A 17,348-nucleotide genomic window follows, 5' to 3' on the forward strand; every position below is an offset into this window, starting at 1 on the left:
TTGTGTGCGTGCCGAGGGCGGCGTCCCGTCTGTCCCGCCTCCGCATGCCCGACGTGGGCGAGGGCCGGTTTTGGACACCCCGTACGCTTAGGCGAGCCTAAGCTAAGCGATACAGGGAAGGGTTCATGTCAGGAGTCGCAGGACACCGCTTCGGGTGGCTGGTCACCACTCTTCTCCTGTTGTTGCTGGCGGTGCTGCTCAGTCTCGCGGTGGGCAGCCGCCCGGTGGCGCCCTCGGTGGTCTGGGACGCCCTGCTGCACGGCGGAACCAGCGCCGACGCGCAGGTCGTACGGTCGTTGCGGGTGCCGCGTACGGTCATCGGGGTGATGGTCGGGGCCGCGCTCGCCGTTGCCGGAACCGTTCTTCAGGGCATCACCCGGAACCCCATCGCGGAGCCCGGCATCCTGGGCATCAGCCAGGGTGCGTCGATGGGCGTCGTCTGCGCCATCGCCTTCCTCGGAGTGCACAGCCTGACCGGGTACGTCTGGTACGCGTTCGTGGGCGCGGGAGTCGCGGCGGTCCTGATCTACGCCGTCGCCAGCAGCGGACGAGGCGGCGCGTCCCCGGTCAAGCTGGCGCTGGCGGGCGCCGCGATGAACGCTTTCCTCGCCTCGCTGATCTCGGCCGTCCTCACCACCAACGCACGCGCCCTGGACGAGTTCCGGTTCTGGGACGTCGGTTCGATCAGCGGCCGGGACGCCGTGATCGCCGGTCAGGTCTGGCCGTTCCTCCTCGTCGGCCTGCTGCTGGTGCTGGCCATGGCACGCGGCCTCGACGCGCTCGCGCTCGGCGACGACATCGCCCGGGGTCTTGGCCGCAACGTCGCGCTGCTGCGAGCAACCGGCGCCCTGGGCGCGACCGTTCTGACCGGCGCCGCGGTCGCGGCGGCCGGACCCATCGCCTTCATCGGTCTCGCCGTGCCGCACATGGCCCGTGCCCTCGTCGGACCGGGCCACCGCCGGCTGCTGCCGGTGGCCGCGCTGCTCGGGCCGGTGATGCTGCTGCTGGCGGACGTGCTCGGACGGATCGTGGTGCGGCCCGCGGAGGTGCCCGTGGCCGTGATGACCGCGCTGGCCGGTGTGCCGTTCCTGATCGTGCTGGTCCGGCGGAAGGCGGTGGCGGCATGACGCGGCTGGGCCATGGGGAGCACGCGGCGCACCTGGAGCGTACGGAGCACGCGGGGCACGGCGGACACGACGCCCCCGGCGACACCGGAGGCGGGCGCCCGCCCGGCCGGCCTGCCGGACACGCCGTGCTGCGGGCCGGGCGGGGCAGTTTCCTGGTGCACCGCAGGGCCCTGGTGGTGGGTGCCGTCCTCATCGTGCTGCTCGCGGGCGCCGTGGTGACGTCGCTGTGCGTCGGCGAGTCGTTCGTCGCGCCGAGCGAGGTGGTCCGCGTCCTGCTGGGGCTGCCCAGCCCCGACCGACTGGTGGTCGGCACACTGCGGTTGCCGCGTCTGGTGACCGGGCTGCTGGTGGGCATCGCCTTCGGCCTGTCCGGCGCGCTGATCCAGACCATGGCCCGCAATCCGCTCGCCAGCCCGGACGTCATCGGCGTGACGCACGGCGCGGGTGCGGCGACGGTCGCCGCGATGACGTTCGGCCTCACCTCGTACAGCGTTCTGCCGTACGTGTCCGTGGCGGGCGGTCTGCTCGCCGCGCTGCTCGTCTACCTGTTCGCCTGGCGGGGCGGGCTGGCCGCCTCCCGCTTCGTCCTGATCGGCATCGGCATCTCGGTGGCGCTCGGTTCGCTGACCAGGCTGTGGGTGACCAAGGGCGACTATCTGGTCGCCCAGCAGGCCAGGATCTGGCTCACCGGATCGCTCAACGGCCGCGGTTACGACCAGGCGGCACCGCTCGCCACGGTCCTGGTGCTGCTGGTGCCGTTCCTGCTGTGGGCGGCCCGCGCGCAGCGCGGCTCGGCCTTCGACGACGACACGGCCGTCGCCCTCGGTGTCCGGCTCGGCCGCGTCCGGGTGGGGCTCAGCGTCCTCGGTGTCGTGCTGGCGTCCGTCGCGACCGGTGCGGCGGGGCCTGTCGACTTCGTGGCCCTGCTCGCTCCGCAGATCGCCCGCCGGCTCACCCGTGCCCCGCACATTCCGCTGGTGTGCTCCGCGTTGACGGGCGCGCTGATCGTGGTCGTCGCAGACCTGCTGGCCCGCAGGCTCTTCTCGCCGCTGGAGCTTCCGGTCGGCGTGTTCACCGCCCTGGTGGGCGCCCCCTATCTGATGTGGCTGATCGTCCGTACCCGTAGCAGCCGTTCCGGAGGAACCGCGTGACCGGCAACCATCCCACCGCTCCCGGGACTTCCCGTCTCGCCGCGCGGGGGCTCACCCTCGCCTACGAGGACCGTACGGTCGTCGAGGAGCTGGACCTGGACGTCCCGGACGGCAGGGTCACCGTCATCGTGGGCCCCAACGCCTGCGGCAAGTCCACCCTGTTGCGTGCCCTGGGCCGACTGCTGAAGCCGCGGCGCGGTGCCGTCCTGCTGGACGGCACCGAACTGGCCCGTCTGCCCACCAAGCGGATCGCCCAGGTGATCGGCCTGCTGCCGCAGACCCCGGTGCCGCCGGAGGGGATCACGGTCGGGGACCTGATCGCGCGCGGGCGCCAGCCGCACCAGAAGTGGTGGCAGCAGTGGTCCGAGACGGACGAGGCGTCCGTCTCGCAGGCCATGGAACGCACCGGGACCGCGGATCTCGCCGAGCGTCCGGTCGACGAACTGTCGGGCGGGCAGCGCCAACGGGTCTGGATCGCCATGGCACTTGCCCAGGACACCGATCTGCTGCTGCTCGACGAGCCGACGACGTACCTGGACATCGCCCATCAGGTGGAGGTCCTGGACCTGGTGCGCCGGCTCAACCGGGAACGCGGCCGGACGGTGGTGGCGGTGCTGCACGACCTGAACCAGGCCGCGCGCTACGCCGACCATCTGATCGCCATGCGGGCGGGGAGGATCGTCGCGCAGGGGCCGCCCGGCGACATCGTCACCGCCGAGCTGGTCCAGGAGGTGTTCGGGCTCGCGTCGGTCGTCGTGCCGGACCCGGTCACGGGCGGGCCCATGGTGGTGCCCGGCCCTCCGCGGCCGTCGGACGGCACGAGTGCGGGTGAGGAGACGAAGGGCGGAACGACCGTGCCGGCGGCGCGGAACGGCGCCCGGTGACCTGCGAAGAGACGCTTCGGAAATGAGCCGACAAGGCGGCATGTGATCGGAAGCACACGCTCTGGATGCATCAGGCACACAGGTATCTCATAAGGTAAGCCTTACCTAAAACTCTGCGGGTTCGCCGGGGTCTTGACCCTGGCGTTTCCCATGTGTCCCCACCCCTCTCACGACGGGAGCGCCTTTCCATGTCCGCCGGACGCCGCCGCACCACCGCCGCAGCCCTCACTCTCGCCGCCGCGCTCGCCCTGACGGCCTGCGGTGGATCCTCCGCGGGCGGCGAGGACGCGGGCGGCAAGTCCTCGGCCGACGCCGGTGCGGGCGGCAAGAAGTCCGTCGCCCAGGGCGGGGAGGACTTCAAGGACGCGGCGAAGAAGACCGCCGCCATGGGCACCGACACGGCACCCGGCGAGTGGCCCCGCACCGTCACCCACGCCATGGGCAGGACCGAGTTGAAGGCCCAGCCCAAGCGCGTGGTGGTCCTCGACGTCGGCGAACTCGACAATGTCGTCTCCCTGGGCATCAAGCCGGTCGGCCTCGCGCCCACCGAGGGATCCCCCGAACTCCCGTCGTACCTGAAGAAGGACGCGGGCAGCCCGAAGAACGTCGGCACGATCAACAACCTCAACCTGGAGGCGATCGCCGCGCTCAAGCCCGACCTCATCCTGGGCAGCCAGCTCCGCGCCGCCGACAAGTACGACGAGCTGTCGCAGATCGCGCCGACCGTCTTCTCCCTCCGTCCCGGCTTCACCTGGAAGGAGAACTACCTGCTCAACGCCGCCGCGCTCGACAGGACCGCGCAGGCGAAGCGGAAGCTCGCCGCCTACGAGAAGCGGGCCGGGGCCCTCGGCGAGACGCTCGGTGCCGACAAGCCGACCGTCTCGATGGTCCGTTACCTGCCCGACGGCGTCATCCGCCTGTACGCCAACGCCTCGTTCATCGGCACGATCCTCAAGGACGTCGGCATCCCCCGGCCGAAGAACCAGGACATCGACGACCTCGCCGCCGAAGTCAGCGCCGAGAACATCGACCAGGCCGACGCCGACTACATCTTCACCGGCGTCTACGGCGACGCGAAGGCGACCGACAAGTCCAAGGCGCAGAGCAACCCGCTCTGGAAGAACCTCGGCGCCGTCAAGGCGGGGCACGCCTACGACGTCCCGGACGAGACCTGGTACCTCGGCCTCGGCGTGACGGCAGCCGAGGAAGTGCTCGGCGACCTGGAGTCGCACCTCACCAGGTAGGCCCCGGCCGCGAGCACCAGGCGATGCGCGCCCTGACACGGGTTTACGTCTTGGCGCGTATCGGCCACAGGATATGAGGGACGTTCCTCGCCGGGTGCAGGGATACAGTGCACCCGTGGAACGGATCTTGGTGGTGGGTGTCACCGGCGCGGGCAAATCCACGCTCGCCCGTGCCCTGAGCCGTCGACTGAGTTTGCCCTACCACGAGATGGACGCGCTGTACTTCAACGGTCCCGACTGGGCCGTCAACGACGAGCTGACCGAGGACGTCTCACGGCTCACCGCGGAGCCCTGCTGGATCGTCGACTCTCTCGGCTATCCGGAAGTCCGTGACCTGCTGTGGGACCGGGCCGACACCGTGATATGGCTGGACTATCCCAAGCGTGCTGTCATGCCCCGCGTCCTGCGCCGGTCCCTCCGGCGCACCGTCACACGCGAGGTGCTGTTCGGCGGCAACAGGGAGACCTGGAGGGACTGGCTGAGCCGGGAACACCCGGCCCGGTGGGCGTGGTGCCAACACGGACCCCGCCGCCGGGAGATCGAGCGCCGTGTCCGTGATCCCCGCTTCGCTCCTCTCGACACCCTCCGCTTCAGGCACCCCAACGACACGGCGGCCTGGCTGGCGTCCCTCCCGCGAAGGAAATGAGGCGTCGCGGGAGTTCCCGCGGCGGGCACCTTCAGGGCGACTCGTTCAGAAGCCGGTCGAGGCGGCCTTCCAGGTCCAGTGCCTCGGTTTCTTGGGTGGCCGGCACCATCTCGTAGGTACGGAACAGCCAGTGCGCGAGGGCCGGCAGCGGAGCGATGAGGTGGGCCGAGCCGCCCGGTGGTTTCAGGAGAAGGTGCAGGAGGGCTTCCGGGCCGGTTCCGGTCGGCCACACCCTCACGTCGCCCTCTCCGTCGGCCGCCAGCATCCCTCGGGCAAGCAGTTCGCGTGAGATGACCCAGGACACGGGGCTCAGGGCGAGGCCCTGGAAGAGGAACTCCACCACGAGTGGGTCCTGCGACCTGTAGAGCAGGTGGGTCGGTACGGGGAGCCGCGTGCCCTGGGGCGACACGAGCTCCATGCCGAGCATGTGGTCTACGCAAGTGATCATGGCTCTGTGTGCGTCTGGTCGACGGAAGGGGCGGTGGTGGCCGCCGAACCTTCGCTGGGGGCGCGGGGGAGGCATTCGGTCCTATGGCCGCCGCTGTCCCTTGAGCGGCCCCGAATACCGCCCCCGCCGTTCTGTGACGCCGGCCCGCAAGGGGCCGGGGTGGCTCGGGCCGCGTTGCTTGCCCCCTGATGTACGGCAGCCCGAACGGTGGCGGTCCTGGTGACCGCGGTTCCTCAGCGGTGTGAGGCGTCGTGGTGCTTCAGGCTGTTCCAGGAGGTGTGTCCGTGGCCGTCGACCCAGCGGAGCTGGTCGAGAACCCACTGCCGACGGCCTTCGCCGGTCCGCGCCCGGTCGCCGTCATGCTTGTCGTGCCTGGTCCAGTGGCGGCTGCCGTGGTGGTTGTGCCGGTCCTCTTTGTGGTGGTCGGAGACGCGGGCGGCCGAGACGACCCCCGACTGGCTGCTGCTCGGGTACGTCGCAGCCGAGGCGGAGCCGCCGGTGGCGAGAAGCCCGGCTGCCGCGACGGCGGTCGAGATGATCGCGATGACAGCCCCACGAACAGTCCTGCTTGCCATGGTGTTTCCTCTCTTTCCTCGCTCCACGATGCGAACGGGAAAATCAGTGCTTATCTGCCTCACTGGGCACTGAAGACCCTAACCCCGACTTGTTGAACGATGAACTAATTCAGGCGTGAGGTGCACCACGCGCCGAGGAGTCGCCGCGTCGGAATATTCCTACGGCCCGCGCTGTTTCGAGCCGGTTCTCGGGAGGCGGCCGGGGCTCGCTCGCTTCGATGTCTTGTGCCACCTGATGGCGAGCAATTCGCCGAGTTCACGGCCGCGTTGGAAGACCGGGCAAAACCGGACCCTGCCGGGAGTGTGGTCGAACAAGAGGCGCCTGACGGTCGAAGGACCAGGTCAGGCGCCGTTTTCTGGTGTCTTGGAAGAAGCCGGGCTCCGGAACGGCTCGGAGCCTTGTGTCAGACCCGGAGCGGTTCGGGGGGCGTCGGCCCGATTACGGCGGGCCGGGATGCTTCCTGTGCTCCGGGTGGCGTTGTCACCAGTCTTCGTCGTCGTCGGCGAGCACCAGGAAGCTGCCCACGACGCCATCGTCACCGAACAGGCTCCCCTGGACGGTACGGGTCACCACGCCATTGGTGGCTCCGTGGGGACCCACGGTGGCGACCGGAGCGCCGTTGTCGCAGGTGAAGCCGCGGAAGACCTCGATGGTCCGCCGGCTGTCATTGAAAACGTTGAAGCTGCTGGAGCCGAGTCCGCTGGCCGTGGTGATGCAGCCCTCGGCGGCAGCGGAGTACACACGGTCGTTGAAGTAGATCCTTCCCTCTTCCTTGCGGCCGAAGTCGCGTCCGCCGCCCTCGCGGTCGCGGCCCCCGCCCCTCTCTCCGTCCCCGCCCCTCTCTCCGCCACCGCTCTCGGGAGCCGCGGCAGGGGCGGCTCGTTGCTCGGGCTGGGCGGCTCGTTGGTCGGGCTGCGCCGCCCGGTGGACAACAGGTGCGGCCCGCTGGTGGACAGATGGGGACGCCGGAGAGGATCCGGAGGTCGCGGCGTAGGTGATACCGGTGGCTGCGAGGACCGCCGCGCCTACGCCGGCAGCGGCCACAGCAAAGGTGCGCGTGGGCATGTCACTTCTCTCTGTCTCACGGACGTCGGTCGGGTGACCGACCTGAGATGAACGTAATAACAGCCCTCGTAGCTGTCATTTCGGACATGTTCAACGCGTGACACCGTGAGCCCAGCCGGGGGAAAACGCGGCACTCAGCGCATACCGGCGGAAGAAGAAGGCTGGATCTCTCCCGCGAAGACGACGATCTGATCGATGAGGTTCCGCCGCAGGTGGACGACGTCCGTCCCCGTCAGGCGAGGGCCCCCGTCCGGTGTGGTGAAGACCCAGCGATACCGGGCCCACTCATCCGGCATGTCCACCCCCGAACAGCGGACCATCGTGCCGTTTCCCGCCGGGTGGCGCCGGATGTCCAGCACAAAGCGCTCGACGGCCTCGATCCCCTCGCTGCGCCCCAACGGTCCCCAAAAGATCACATCCGAGGTAAGGGACTGGGACAGCAGAGCCGTCACATAGCTGTCATCCGAGGCGTTGAAAGCGGAGATGAACGTATCGATCGCGGACTCAGCGGTCTTTTCGTGCATGCACCAGTCATACCAGTTGGTTCGCGCAACGGGACCCTTCACGAGGGTATTTGGGGACCGTCCGCCGACCGGCGTGAATTCGAGTCGGGGAGGAGCAGCACGCGTTCGCGGACTGACGGGATCCTTAAAAGTGTGCTCCAGGGTGAGGCCGTGCCCGCGGGTGACGCCGATCAGCCGCCCGTGCTTCCGCTGTCTTCGCCGTACGGAGTACTCCATGCGTTCATCCGTGTTCCGCATACGTCTGTCCATCGCCTGCGGGGCCGCCGAGCCCGACCCCGAACTCCTCGCCGGCCTCCACGAGGAAGCCCTCCTGCTGCAACGCGTCGTCGACGACCTCCAGGACCTCGCCGCGGCCGACGCCGGCACGCTGAGGCTGCACCGCGAACTCCTGTCGGCCGGCGAACTCCTCTCCCACGTCGCCGCGGCACACGGAGCGCGGGCCGAGGCGTCGGGCATCACCCTGCTCAAGCAGGTGCCCGACGACGTTCAACTGGAAGCAGACCCGGTCCGGATGCGCCAGATCGTGGGCAACTTGGTGTCCAACGCCTTCCGCCACACGTCCGCAGGCGGCACGATCACCCTCACCGCCGAGCAGACCGACGACCACGTCCTGCTCGCGGTGCGCGACACCGGAAGCGGCATCGCCCCGGAGGATCTCCCGCACATCTTCGACCGGTTCTGGCGGGCGGAGAAGTCACGCAGCCGGCGGACGGGCGGAAGCGGCCTGGGGCTGGCCATCGTGCGACACCTCGTCACCGCCCACGGCGGCACCGTCACGGCCACGAGTGACCCCGGCGCCGAAACGGTGTTCACGCTGCACCTGCCGAAGCCGCGGCGAGCGGGTCGGCACCGGGCGTGAAGGCGCCGCCATCACGCTGCGGCAGGGGCACGTCACATGCCGATGGGGAAGTGGCGCACCACCCGGCCCCGTCGTCCGGAGGTGGGCGGCGCCGGCCGCGCGGCTGCCTCGGTCAGCCGGCCTGGGTGTCCGGCGTGCCTTGGTGGTACCGCTGCTGCCAGCGACCGTCCTCGCGCGTCCAGATGGAGCTGCGGTGAACCACGCCGACGGCGTCCTCGGTGCGGAACCGAATGTGGACGACGCCCGGGGCGAGCTCCACGACCCGGTCGAAGGTCACGCCCCGCACCTGGTCCGGGATGCTGTTGAGGACGCGGATCACCTCCTCGCGCTCCCAGTACTTTCCGGTGCGCCCGATCTCGTAGAAGTCATGATGGATCAGCTGTTCGAGCCGGCCTACGTCATTGCGTGCCTCGGCACCGAGGAGCGAGGACTCGAGGCGGATGATCTCCTCGCGGAGATCCACCACGGTCTCCGCAGAGCGACCTGTCGTGGTCGGCCCGGACCGAACCGTGCGGAAGAGGCGTTCGGCGGTCTCGCCCAGTGTGCGGGGGTTCAGGCCTGCCTGTTCCAGGGCGGGGATCGGTTGCGCCACTCCCGTGCCGTACGGGGCGTCCGTGCCCAGGAGAAGGTGGGGTTCGCCGAAGGTCTCCTTGAGGTAGCGGAGCGCGGGGGCGGTGTGGACCACCGTGTCGCACCAGACCCGGTCCAGATAGGCACTCGGCGGGTGGTGGGCGCGGGTGCGGAGGTCGGCGCGGTAGTGCCAGTTGTTGTCCAGGCGGGGCAGGAGCTGGGCGAGGACGCCTCCGCCGTGGGCCAGTACCAGGCGCAGGCGCGGATGGCGGTCCAGGGTGCCGGAGGCGGCGAGGCGAGCGTAGGCGAGGGCCGTGTCCAGGGGGGCGCCGACCGAGTTGTGCAGGAACAGGTCCGGGTCCTGCAGGGGACCGCAGTAGGACGGGTGCAGGGACAGCGGGACGTCCAGGGTCTCGCACACCGTGAACAGCGGGTCGAGGCCCGCGCGGTCGAGGGGGCGGCCCGCGACCGGGCCCGTGGTGATCTGCGCGCCCGCGAGACCGAGGCGGGTGATCGCCCGCTCCAGTTCGGCCGCCGCGTCCTCGGGGCGGCCCACGGGCAGGGTCGCGAGGCCGGTCAGCCGGCCCGCCGCCGCCGCGCTGCCCACGTACGCGGCGAGCGCGTCGTTCGCGGCGCGGGCGTACCGCGTCGCCTCCGGTCCCGTACCGACGGCGTACGCGTGGGGGGTCAGGGAGACCACGGCGCGGTCCACGCCCTGCCGGTCCATACGGGCGAGTGCCGCGGCCGGGTCGGTCAGATCCGGGTAGTGGGCGGGCAGGCGTTCCCCGGTGGGTGAGAGCAGGCGGCCGTCCTCGGTGGTGCGCAGGCCCGCCGCGAGCGCCGGCGGCCAGTCGCCGGCCAGCACCTGCGAGGGCAGCATGTGGGCGTGGACGTCGACGACGGTCATCCGGCCTCCTTCGACGGGACGCGGCGCGTCCACCCCGTGGCCTCGCCCTCGGCCAGGCGGCGCAGCACCTCAGCGCTGGTCTTGATGCCGTTCCTGAACCACTCCAGGGAGAAGTGCTCCTGCGAGGAGTGCTCCTGCAGGTCGGGCTGGCCGTACGGGACGAGGAGGCAGGGCAGTCCGGCGTGCTCGACGAACGCGCCGAAGACGCCCCCTCCGCCGATCGACGGGATCACCGCCGCCTCCTGGCCCCACACGGCGCCGAGCGCGGCGCGGGCCGTGGTGACGAGCGGGTGGGTGTCGGGGATCGAGGAGGGCGGGCAGTCGGCGAGGACGGTGAACGTGATGTCGTCCCAGCCGTGGTCGTCCAGGTGACGGCGGATCAGTTGGGCGGTGCGTGCCGGGCTCTGGCCGGGCATGAGGGCGATGTCGACCTTGGCGGTCGCCCGGGTCGGCACCGCCATCTTCAGGCCCTCGCCGGTGTACCCGGCCTCGATGCCGCAGACGCAGATGCGCGGCGAGAAGAACATCGCGTCCACCGGGTCGGACGTGGTGTAGGCGCGGACGCCCAGGTCCTGGGCCGGGGGGAGGAAGGTGTCGGGGAGGGCTGCCGCCGCGGTCCGGACCGACTCCGGGACCGGTTCGATGCCGTCGTGGAAGCCGTCGACGAGGATGCGTCCGTCCGCGTCGGTCAGGGACGCGAGCGCCCGGGTGAGGCGGTCCGCCGGGTTCGGCAGGATGCCGCCGTAGCTCGCCGAGTGCCACTCCTGGGGGCTGCCCTCGCAGGTGAACTCCAGGTAGAGCGCGCCCCGTACGCCGAGGAAGAGCGCCGGCTGCCACAGGCCCAGCGTGGACGCGTCGGAGGTGTAGAGGGCGTCGGCGGTGAACCGTTCCGGGTGCTCGGCGATGAAGCGGCGGGTGTTCAGGGAGCCCGTCTCGTCCTCGCCGTCGAGCATCAGGTCGAGCCGCAGCGGCGGCGGAGCGCCGGTGACGTCGGTCCAGACGGCGAGGGCGCACAGATGGGCGAGGAGCTGGCCCTTGCTGTCGCCGACTCCCCTGCCCCACAGCGCCCCCTCGTGGACGGTGGGCTCGAACGGCGGGAACGGCCAGTCGGCGGGGTCGCCGGCGGGCACGACGTCGTAGTGGCCGTAGACCAGCAGGTGCGGGGCGTCCTCGGCGGCGTGCTCGCCGAGGGTCGCCCAGACGATGGGGCTGCCGCCGGTCTCCAGGGTCTCGGAGTCGACGCCGATCCGCTTGAGGATGTCGGTGAGGAGCGCCGCGCATTCGCGTACGCCCTCACCGGTGACGCTGACGCTGGGCTGCGCGGCGAGTTCGACGAGCCAGGACAGGAACTCGTCGGCGCGTTCGTCGATCCTCGTCCACAGCGCGTCGCGCAGCGCGGTCCCCGTCGGCACCGAGCCTGTCGCGTCGGTGGTGTGCTCAGAAGCCGTCACGGTTGATGTCCTTGTAGAGCAGGTAGGCGGCGGTACCGGGGCCCGTCGGGTAGAAGTACTGGGGGCAGTACGGGGCCATGTAGATGAAGTCCTCGGTCTCCACCTCCATGATGTCGCCGTCGAGGTGGTACAGCCCGGAGCCCTTCAGCATCCACAGGCCGTGCTCCTCGTCGTGGACCTCGACCTTCGGGAAGACCGCGCCCGGCTCGAAGGACAGCACGCTCATCGAGAAGTCGTAGGGCGCGTCGACGGGCAGCAGTTCGGCGCGGCTGATCCCGGCGACCGAGCCGGGCCGGTACTCCGCGTCGCCGAGCCGTCCGCTGACCGGCTGCGGGGCGGGTACGCCGGGCCAGGGCTGGTGCTCCTGCTTGATCCACAGGAGCCGGGCCGGGGCCGCGGTGTCGTTGCGCAACTGGAAGCCGGTGCCGGTGGGCAGGAACGCGAACCCCTGGTCGGCGAGGTCGTGCTTGGCGTCGCCGGCCAGGACGTGCGGCGTGCCGTCGAGGCCGAGCAGGAAGTGCTCGTGCTCGGCGCCGGTGACGGCCGAGGTGCCGCCGCCGGGCTCGATCTCCAGCAGGTACCAGCCGAACCGGGCGCGGTGCAGCCGCGGCGTGGCCAGCTTCTTCACGATCACTCCGTCGAAGCCGGGCAGCCGGCTCGGGAACTGGTTGGCGGGGGTGAGCAGGTGGTACGCGTCGGTGCGGCGCCCACGGGAGACGGAGACCGTGGTCGGCGGGGCGTAGGGGCGGTCGGGGGTGGTGGTCATGTGATCTCTCTCCTGGCTGTCGTGGGCTGAGGTGCGTGCGGTCAGGTGGTCTGCAGGACCGGGGCCGCGGGCCGCGGCTCCTCCGCGTGCGGGACGCCGGGCGTGCGGGCGAGGAAGCGGCCGCCGCCCGCGAGGCCCGGTACGGGGCGCCCGTCGCGTACGGCGATCCGTCCGCCGGCGAGGACGGCGCGGGGCGCGCCGATGACCTCGATGCCCTCGTACGGCAGGTGGTCGACGGCCGAGTGGTGGTCGGCGACCGTGAGGGTGCGGCGGCGCTCCGGGTCGAAGACGAGCAGATCGGCGTCGGCGCCGGGGGCGATCAGGCCCTTGCGGGGCAGCAGCCCGAACATGCGGGCCGGGGCCGTGGACACGGCGTCGGCCCAGCGGCGCGGGGTGATGCGACCGGTGCGGACCCCGAAGTGGTGGAGCAGCATGATGCGCTGCTCGATGCCGGGGAGGCCGTTGAGGATGCAGTCGAACCGCGGCTCCATGATCTTCTGGTCGGCGATCCGGAACGCGCAGTGGTCGCTGGAGACCATGGCGAGGCTGCCGTCGGCGAGCGCCTGCCACAGCGCGTCCTGGTCGGCGGCCCGACGCAGCGGCGGTGAGCACACGGCCTGCGCCGCGGTGGCGAGGTCGCCCTCCAGTGCATGCTCGTCGAGGACGAGGTAGTGCGGGCAGGTCTCGCCGTGTACGTCCCAGCCCGCCGCGCGGGACCTGCGGATCGGGTCGAGTGCCGTGGCGCCGGAGACGTGGACGATGTAGACGCGGGCGCCCGCGACCCGGGCCAGGTGTGCGATCCGGTTGACGGCCTCGGCCTCCAGCAGGTCGGGGCGGGTGTGCGAATGGTGGTGCGGCGCGGTCTCGCCGCGGTCGATCGCCTGCGCGGTGAGCAGGTCGATCGCGTCGCCGTTCTCCGCGTGCACCAGCACGGTGATGCCGAGCGGGGCCGCGCACTGCAGGATCCGCAGCAGCCCGCGGTCGTCCGTCATCCGGCGGCCCCGGTAGGCCATGTACACCTTGATGCTGGTGACGCCCTCGGCGGCCAGGCGGGGCAGCTCGGCCAGTTCGTCCTCGCCGGGCTGGACGAGCACCATGTGGACGCCGACGTCCGCGGCGGGCCGCTGGGCGAGCGTTCGCGTCTGCCAGGCGCGCAGCGCGGCCAGCGGTGACTCGCCGGGCTCCGGATAGCAGAAGTCGACGATCGACGTGGTGCCCCCGGCGAGCGCGGCGACGGTTCCCCGGTGGAAGTCGTCGCAGGTGCGGTGACCGCGGATCAGGGTGTCCAGATGGGTGTGCGGGTCGATGCCGCCCGGCAGCACCCAGCAGCCGTCCGCGTCGATCGTCTCGTCCGCGTCGGCGTGGCGCAGCACTCCCGGGCTCGCGACCGCCGTGATGACCCCGTTCTCGACGAGGACGTCCGCCGCTTCGGTGGCGTCGGGGCCGATGACGGTGCCTCCGGCGACCAGCACCCGGCCGGCGACCGGGGGAGTCGGCGCACCGGACGCGGCGCGGTGCGGTGCAGGCCTCCGGGTGAACTCAGGCACCGATGTTCACCCAGACCGTCTTCGGCAGCGTGTACTGCTCCATCGCGTGCAGGGACTTGTCACGGCCGGTGCCGGACTGCCGGAAGCCGCCGAAGGGGACGGTCACGTCGGAGTGGTTGTAGCAGTTCACCCACACCGTGCCCGCGCGCAGTGCGCGGGAGACCCGGTGCGCGGTGGTGACGTGACGGGTCCAGACGGCGGCGGCGAGCCCGTACTGGGAGTCGTTGGCGATCCGTACGGCGTCGTCGGCGTCCTTCGCGGTGATCAGGGACAGCACGGGGCCGAAGATCTCCTCCTGGGCGACGCGCATGTCGTTGGTGACGTCGGCGAGGACCGTGGGCTCCAGGTAGCAGCCGCCGGAGTCCGGGCGTCCGCGCTCGCCGCCGGTGGCGACGCGCGCGCCTTCCTCACGGCCGATGCCGACGTAGCCGAGGACGCGGGAGAGCTGGGACTCGTCGACGAGCGCGCCCATCCTCACCGCCGGGTCGAGGGGGTCGCCGGGCCGCCAGGCGCCCGCGGCCTCGATGAGCCGCTCGGTGAACTCCTCGCGCACGGACTCCTGCACGATGACGCGGGAGCCGGCGCTGCACATCTCGCCCTGGTTGACGAACGCGCCGAGCGCGGCGCCCTCGGCCGCGGCGGCGAGGTCGGGCGCGTCCTCCAGGACGATGTTGGGGGACTTGCCGCCGCACTCCAGCGACACGCTCTTCATGTTCGACTGCGCCGCGTACTCCAGGAAGAACTTGCCGACCTGGGTGGAGCCGGTGAAGGCGACCTTGTCGACGTCCGGGTGCAGACCGAGGGCGCGGCCGACGGACTCGCCGAGGCCGGTGACGACGTTGAACACCCCCTCGGGGACGCCGGCCTCCGCGGCCAGCGCGGCGAGCGCGAGGACGACGTGCGGGGCCTGCTCGGCGGGCTTCACGACGAGGGAGTTGCCGGTGGCGAGGGCGGGGGCGATCTTCCACATCGGCATGCCGATCGGGAAGTTCCACGGCACGACGGCGGCGACGACGCCGAGGGGTTCGCGGGTGACGAGGGCGAGCGCGCTGTCCGCGGTCGGCGCGACCTCGCCGTAGACCTTGTCGATGGCCTCGGCGAACCAGCGCAGCACGTCGGCCGCGTGGTCGGCCTCGCCGAGCGTGGAGCCGATCGGCTTGCCGCTGTCGAGGGTCATGACCAGCGCGAGGTGCTCGCGGTCGCGGCGGATCAGCTCGGCGAACCGCAGCAGCACCGCGCGGCGGGCGATCGGCGCCATCCGCGACCAGACGCCGGACTCGAAGGCGCGGCGGGCGGCGGCGACGGCCCGGTCGACGTCCGCCGGGCCCATGGCGGGGCTGGAGGCGACGGTGCGGCCGTCGACGGGCGAGACGGTGTCGAGGCGTTCGCCGGAGGCGGCGTCGGCGTGGGCGCCGTCGATGAACGCGCGCTCCTCCCAGCGCAGTTGCTCGGCCCGCTGGTGCCATTCCTGGGCGGTGACGGTCATGGGGTGCTCCTCTTGCGAAGGGTCGTCGGGGTCGTGGGGTGGTGCGGATGGCCCGGTTCGGTTCCGGGCCGGCTCAGTCGCGGCGCAGCCAGATCTCCGGCTGGCGCTCGGACGCGGGCTGTCCGGTGGCGATGTCGGCCCACAGGGCCTCGGCCGCCTTCTTGTCGTCGCGCAGGTCGACGAGGACGTGGCCGTCCCTCATCACGAGCCGGGGCCGGCCGAGGGCGCGCAGATCAGCGAGCGGGTCGCCGTCGACGACGAGGACGTCGGCGCGGTAGCCGGGCTCCAGGCTGCCGAGGTTGTCCTGCTCGCCGAGCGCGGTGGCGCCGCCGAGGGTCGCGGCGCGCAGCGCGTCCGCGGCGCTCAGTCCGGCTTCCGTCAGTGCCTCCAGCTCGCAGATCAGGACGTCGCGGGCGGGGATCCAGTGGATCGGGTCGCTGCCCGCGGCGATCGTGACGCCGGCCTCGACGGCGTTCCGGACCGACTGCTCGTGGACGGCGCCGATCCGCTCCTCGTACACGGCCGCCTGGTCCTCGGTGATCGTCCGGCCGACGTTGAGGTGGGTCTTGGTGCGGAACGCCCACAAGGTGGGGACGTAGACGGTGCCCTGCGCGGCCATCCGGGCGGCGAGGGGCGCGTCGATCGCCAGGCCGTGGTCGACGACGTCGACTCCGGCGGCGACGGCGGCGCGGGCCGCGTCGATGCCCTCGCAGTGACAGCCGACACGGGCCCCGAGGAGATGGGCCTCGCTGACGGCCGTCGCGATCTCCTCGTCGTTGAGGTACCGCAGGCACAGCGTCCAGTCGGAGTCGGCGGTGGTGTGGCTCAGGACGAGCTTGATGAAGTCGGCGCCCGCCAGCCGCTCCAGCCGGACGGCGCGGCGTACGGCGTCCGGACCGTCGGCGAAGACGTTGCGCCAGTCGACGGGAGCGCCGCTGCCGACGACGTTCGGGCCGGCCGTGAAGGCACGCGGGCCCAGCACCCGGCCCGCGGCGAGCTCGGCGCGCAGCGCGTGGATGCCGCGGTGCTTGCAGCCGGGGTCGCGGACGGTGGTGATGCCGGACTCGATGAACCGGCGGGCGGTGATGACGCCGTCGACGACGCTGCGCGTGATGAGCCCGGCGTCCGCCTCGACGCCTGACCGGCTCATCAGGTGGGCGTGCGCGTCGATGAGGCCGGGCAGGATGTGCCCTCCGTCGGTGTCCACGATCTCGGCGTCCGTCTCGTGCGGGACGGCGTCACGGCCGACGACCTCGGTGACGCGCCCGTTCTCGACGACCACGGCGGCGCCCTCGCGCCAGGTGCCGTGGCGCACATCGAGGACGGGACCGCCGTGGACGAGGGTGGTGGTGCTCATCGGATCGACTCCTGGGGTGTGCGGTGGGTGAGCAGAGCGCCGGTGAGGGCGAGCGCGGCGGGCAGTCCGGCGACCACCGGGACGCCGAGTTCGGCTTCGAGGGCCGGGGCGAGCGCGCCGACCACGGAGCCGATCAGGACGAGGCTGTCGGCGGCGTCCCGGTCCCGTGCGGTGCGCCCGGCCCGCACGTACTGGTCGAGCAGCGCCTCCGGGTCGCGTACGGCGGCGGCGGTGTCCGTCGCCATCGGCACGATCGATGCGAGCCGCGCATCGAGCCCGTACCGGTGCACGAGGCCCCGCACCAGCGGCACGGAACGCGGTGAGAACACCGGTACGGCGAACCGGCCGCCGTACAGGCAGGCCTGGAGCATGGCGGCCTCGGCGATGCCGACGACGGGCACCGGCAGCAGCCCGCGGACCTCGGCGAGGCCGGGGTCGTGGCCGCAGGCGATGACCACCGCGTCCCGCCCGGCCGCGAGCCGGGGTGCCTCCCGGAGGGTCAGCGCGGCGGCGAGTGCGATGTCGTCGCCGCTGTCGATCCCGGCCGGACCGCCCGGCAGCGAGCGCACGTCGACGTCGATGCCCGGACCTGCCCAGAGCTCGGCGCCGGAGCGGATACGGCCCGTGGCGACGGCGGAGCTGTTGGGGTTGAGGACGAGGACGGAGCGCCGGGTGCCGCGGGCAGGGGCCGCCGTTGCCGCGACGCCGGGGCGCGCGCCGGCCGTCACGGCGACCGGACC

Annotated in this window: 16 protein-coding genes and 1 pseudogene; 6 read left to right on the forward strand and 11 right to left on the reverse strand. The window is 71.8% G+C overall.

The genetic code is table 11. The annotated features are described in order from the left end of the window. Positions 1-125 precede the first annotated feature (125 nt). The 5 genes from ACWC91_RS35700 to ACWC91_RS35720 all read left to right on the forward strand — a co-directional run bounded on the left by ACWC91_RS35700 (position 126) and on the right by ACWC91_RS35720 (position 5,052). Positions 126-1,127, forward strand: coding sequence for a FecCD family ABC transporter permease (locus ACWC91_RS35700; RefSeq protein ID WP_281154958.1), 1,002 nt, complete (start codon positions 126-128; stop codon positions 1,125-1,127). Beyond that, positions 1,124-2,278: a FecCD family ABC transporter permease gene (locus ACWC91_RS35705; protein ID WP_225078366.1), complete on the forward strand. Its 1,155-nt coding sequence runs from the start codon at positions 1,124-1,126 to the stop codon at positions 2,276-2,278. The genes ACWC91_RS35700 and ACWC91_RS35705 overlap by 4 nt, the downstream gene beginning before the upstream one ends. Then, positions 2,275-3,162, forward strand: a complete 888-nt coding sequence (locus ACWC91_RS35710; RefSeq protein WP_450640962.1) for an ABC transporter ATP-binding protein — start codon at positions 2,275-2,277, stop codon at positions 3,160-3,162. Before ACWC91_RS35705 ends, ACWC91_RS35710 begins: the two co-directional genes overlap by 4 nt. Before the next feature lie 188 nt (positions 3,163-3,350). Next, positions 3,351-4,406 (forward strand): ABC transporter substrate-binding protein, encoded by a 1,056-nt coding sequence (locus ACWC91_RS35715; RefSeq protein WP_225078368.1) that lies wholly within the window; start codon positions 3,351-3,353, stop codon positions 4,404-4,406. 115 nt (positions 4,407-4,521) lie between these two features. Further along, a complete protein-coding gene (locus ACWC91_RS35720) occupies positions 4,522-5,052 on the forward strand; it encodes an adenylate kinase (RefSeq protein ID WP_450640960.1) in 531 nt (176 codons plus the stop codon). Between the two features lie 31 nt (positions 5,053-5,083). Here the strand turns inward: ACWC91_RS35720 and ACWC91_RS35725 are convergent, their stop codons facing one another. From ACWC91_RS35725 to ACWC91_RS35740, 4 genes are all read right to left on the reverse strand, one after another. Further along, complete coding sequence (locus ACWC91_RS35725) at positions 5,084-5,500, reverse strand: SsgA family sporulation/cell division regulator (RefSeq protein ID WP_450640958.1); 417 nt, start codon at positions 5,498-5,500, stop codon at positions 5,084-5,086. Positions 5,501-5,733: 233 nt separating this feature from the next. Continuing rightward, entirely contained in the window at positions 5,734-6,075 is a 342-nt protein-coding gene (locus ACWC91_RS35730; protein ID WP_225078371.1) for a hypothetical protein, read from the reverse strand. Positions 6,076-6,556: 481 nt separating this feature from the next. Beyond that, positions 6,557-7,141 carry a hypothetical protein gene (locus tag ACWC91_RS35735; protein ID WP_225078372.1) on the reverse strand — a complete coding sequence of 195 codons (585 nt, stop codon included), beginning with the start codon at positions 7,139-7,141 and terminating at the stop codon, positions 6,557-6,559. Between the two features lie 134 nt (positions 7,142-7,275). Then, positions 7,276-7,665: a nuclear transport factor 2 family protein gene (locus tag ACWC91_RS35740; RefSeq protein ID WP_225078373.1), complete on the reverse strand. Its 390-nt coding sequence runs from the start codon at positions 7,663-7,665 to the stop codon at positions 7,276-7,278. 256 nt (positions 7,666-7,921) lie between these two features. On the opposite strand from ACWC91_RS35740, the pseudogene ACWC91_RS35745 reads away from it, so the two are divergent. Next, positions 7,922-8,524, forward strand: a pseudogene (locus ACWC91_RS35745) (sensor histidine kinase); the annotation flags it as partial. Between the two features lie 112 nt (positions 8,525-8,636). Here the strand turns inward: ACWC91_RS35745 and ACWC91_RS35750 are convergent. The 7 genes from ACWC91_RS35750 to ACWC91_RS35780 form a co-directional block, all read right to left on the reverse strand. Beyond that, on the reverse strand, positions 8,637-10,001 hold the full coding sequence (locus tag ACWC91_RS35750; RefSeq protein WP_450640956.1) for an amidohydrolase family protein: 1,365 nt from the start codon (positions 9,999-10,001) through the stop codon (positions 8,637-8,639). Continuing rightward, entirely contained in the window at positions 9,998-11,452 is a 1,455-nt protein-coding gene (locus tag ACWC91_RS35755; protein ID WP_450640955.1) for a M20/M25/M40 family metallo-hydrolase, read from the reverse strand. The genes ACWC91_RS35750 and ACWC91_RS35755 overlap by 4 nt, the downstream gene beginning before the upstream one ends. Further along, positions 11,439-12,218, reverse strand: a complete 780-nt coding sequence (allE, locus tag ACWC91_RS35760; RefSeq protein ID WP_225078376.1) for a (S)-ureidoglycine aminohydrolase — start codon at positions 12,216-12,218, stop codon at positions 11,439-11,441. Before allE ends, ACWC91_RS35755 begins: the two co-directional genes overlap by 14 nt. A gap of 41 nt (positions 12,219-12,259) precedes the next feature. After that, positions 12,260-13,765, reverse strand: a complete 1,506-nt coding sequence (gene hydA, locus ACWC91_RS35765) for a dihydropyrimidinase (RefSeq protein ID WP_450640953.1) — start codon at positions 13,763-13,765, stop codon at positions 12,260-12,262. Next, positions 13,758-15,251: an aldehyde dehydrogenase gene (locus tag ACWC91_RS35770; protein WP_450640951.1), complete on the reverse strand. Its 1,494-nt coding sequence runs from the start codon at positions 15,249-15,251 to the stop codon at positions 13,758-13,760. Before ACWC91_RS35770 ends, hydA begins: the two co-directional genes overlap by 8 nt. Before the next feature lie 73 nt (positions 15,252-15,324). Then, complete coding sequence (locus tag ACWC91_RS35775; protein WP_450640950.1) at positions 15,325-16,608, reverse strand: amidohydrolase family protein; 1,284 nt, start codon at positions 16,606-16,608, stop codon at positions 15,325-15,327. After that, positions 16,605-17,348, reverse strand: a 744-nt coding sequence (locus tag ACWC91_RS35780; RefSeq protein WP_450726206.1) for an aspartate/glutamate racemase family protein, incomplete at its 5' end; no start/stop codon positions are given. The genes ACWC91_RS35775 and ACWC91_RS35780, both read right to left, overlap by 4 nt.

It is taken from the genome of Streptomyces sp. NPDC001204 (assembly GCF_053598035.1).

Bases quoted from the DNA above. Each gene is read 5' to 3' on its own strand.
- ACWC91_RS35700 (WP_281154958.1), top strand. From the start codon at position 126: ATGTCAGGAGTCGCAGGACACCGCTTCGGGTGGCTGGTCACCACTCTT.
- ACWC91_RS35705 (WP_225078366.1), top strand. From the start codon at position 1,124: ATGACGCGGCTGGGCCATGGGGAGCACGCGGCGCACCTGGAGCGTACG.
- ACWC91_RS35715 (WP_225078368.1), top strand. From the start codon at position 3,351: ATGTCCGCCGGACGCCGCCGCACCACCGCCGCAGCCCTCACTCTCGCC.
- ACWC91_RS35725 (WP_450640958.1), bottom strand. From the start codon at position 5,500: ATGATCACTTGCGTAGACCACATGCTCGGCATGGAGCTCGTGTCGCCC.
- ACWC91_RS35730 (WP_225078371.1), bottom strand. From the start codon at position 6,075: ATGGCAAGCAGGACTGTTCGTGGGGCTGTCATCGCGATCATCTCGACC.
- ACWC91_RS35735 (WP_225078372.1), bottom strand. From the start codon at position 7,141: ATGCCCACGCGCACCTTTGCTGTGGCCGCTGCCGGCGTAGGCGCGGCG.
- ACWC91_RS35740 (WP_225078373.1), bottom strand. From the start codon at position 7,665: ATGCACGAAAAGACCGCTGAGTCCGCGATCGATACGTTCATCTCCGCT.
- ACWC91_RS35750 (WP_450640956.1), bottom strand. From the start codon at position 10,001: ATGACCGTCGTCGACGTCCACGCCCACATGCTGCCCTCGCAGGTGCTG.
- allE (WP_225078376.1), bottom strand. From the start codon at position 12,218: ATGACCACCACCCCCGACCGCCCCTACGCCCCGCCGACCACGGTCTCC.
- ACWC91_RS35770 (WP_450640951.1), bottom strand. From the start codon at position 15,251: ATGACCGTCACCGCCCAGGAATGGCACCAGCGGGCCGAGCAACTGCGC.
- ACWC91_RS35775 (WP_450640950.1), bottom strand. From the start codon at position 16,608: ATGAGCACCACCACCCTCGTCCACGGCGGTCCCGTCCTCGATGTGCGC.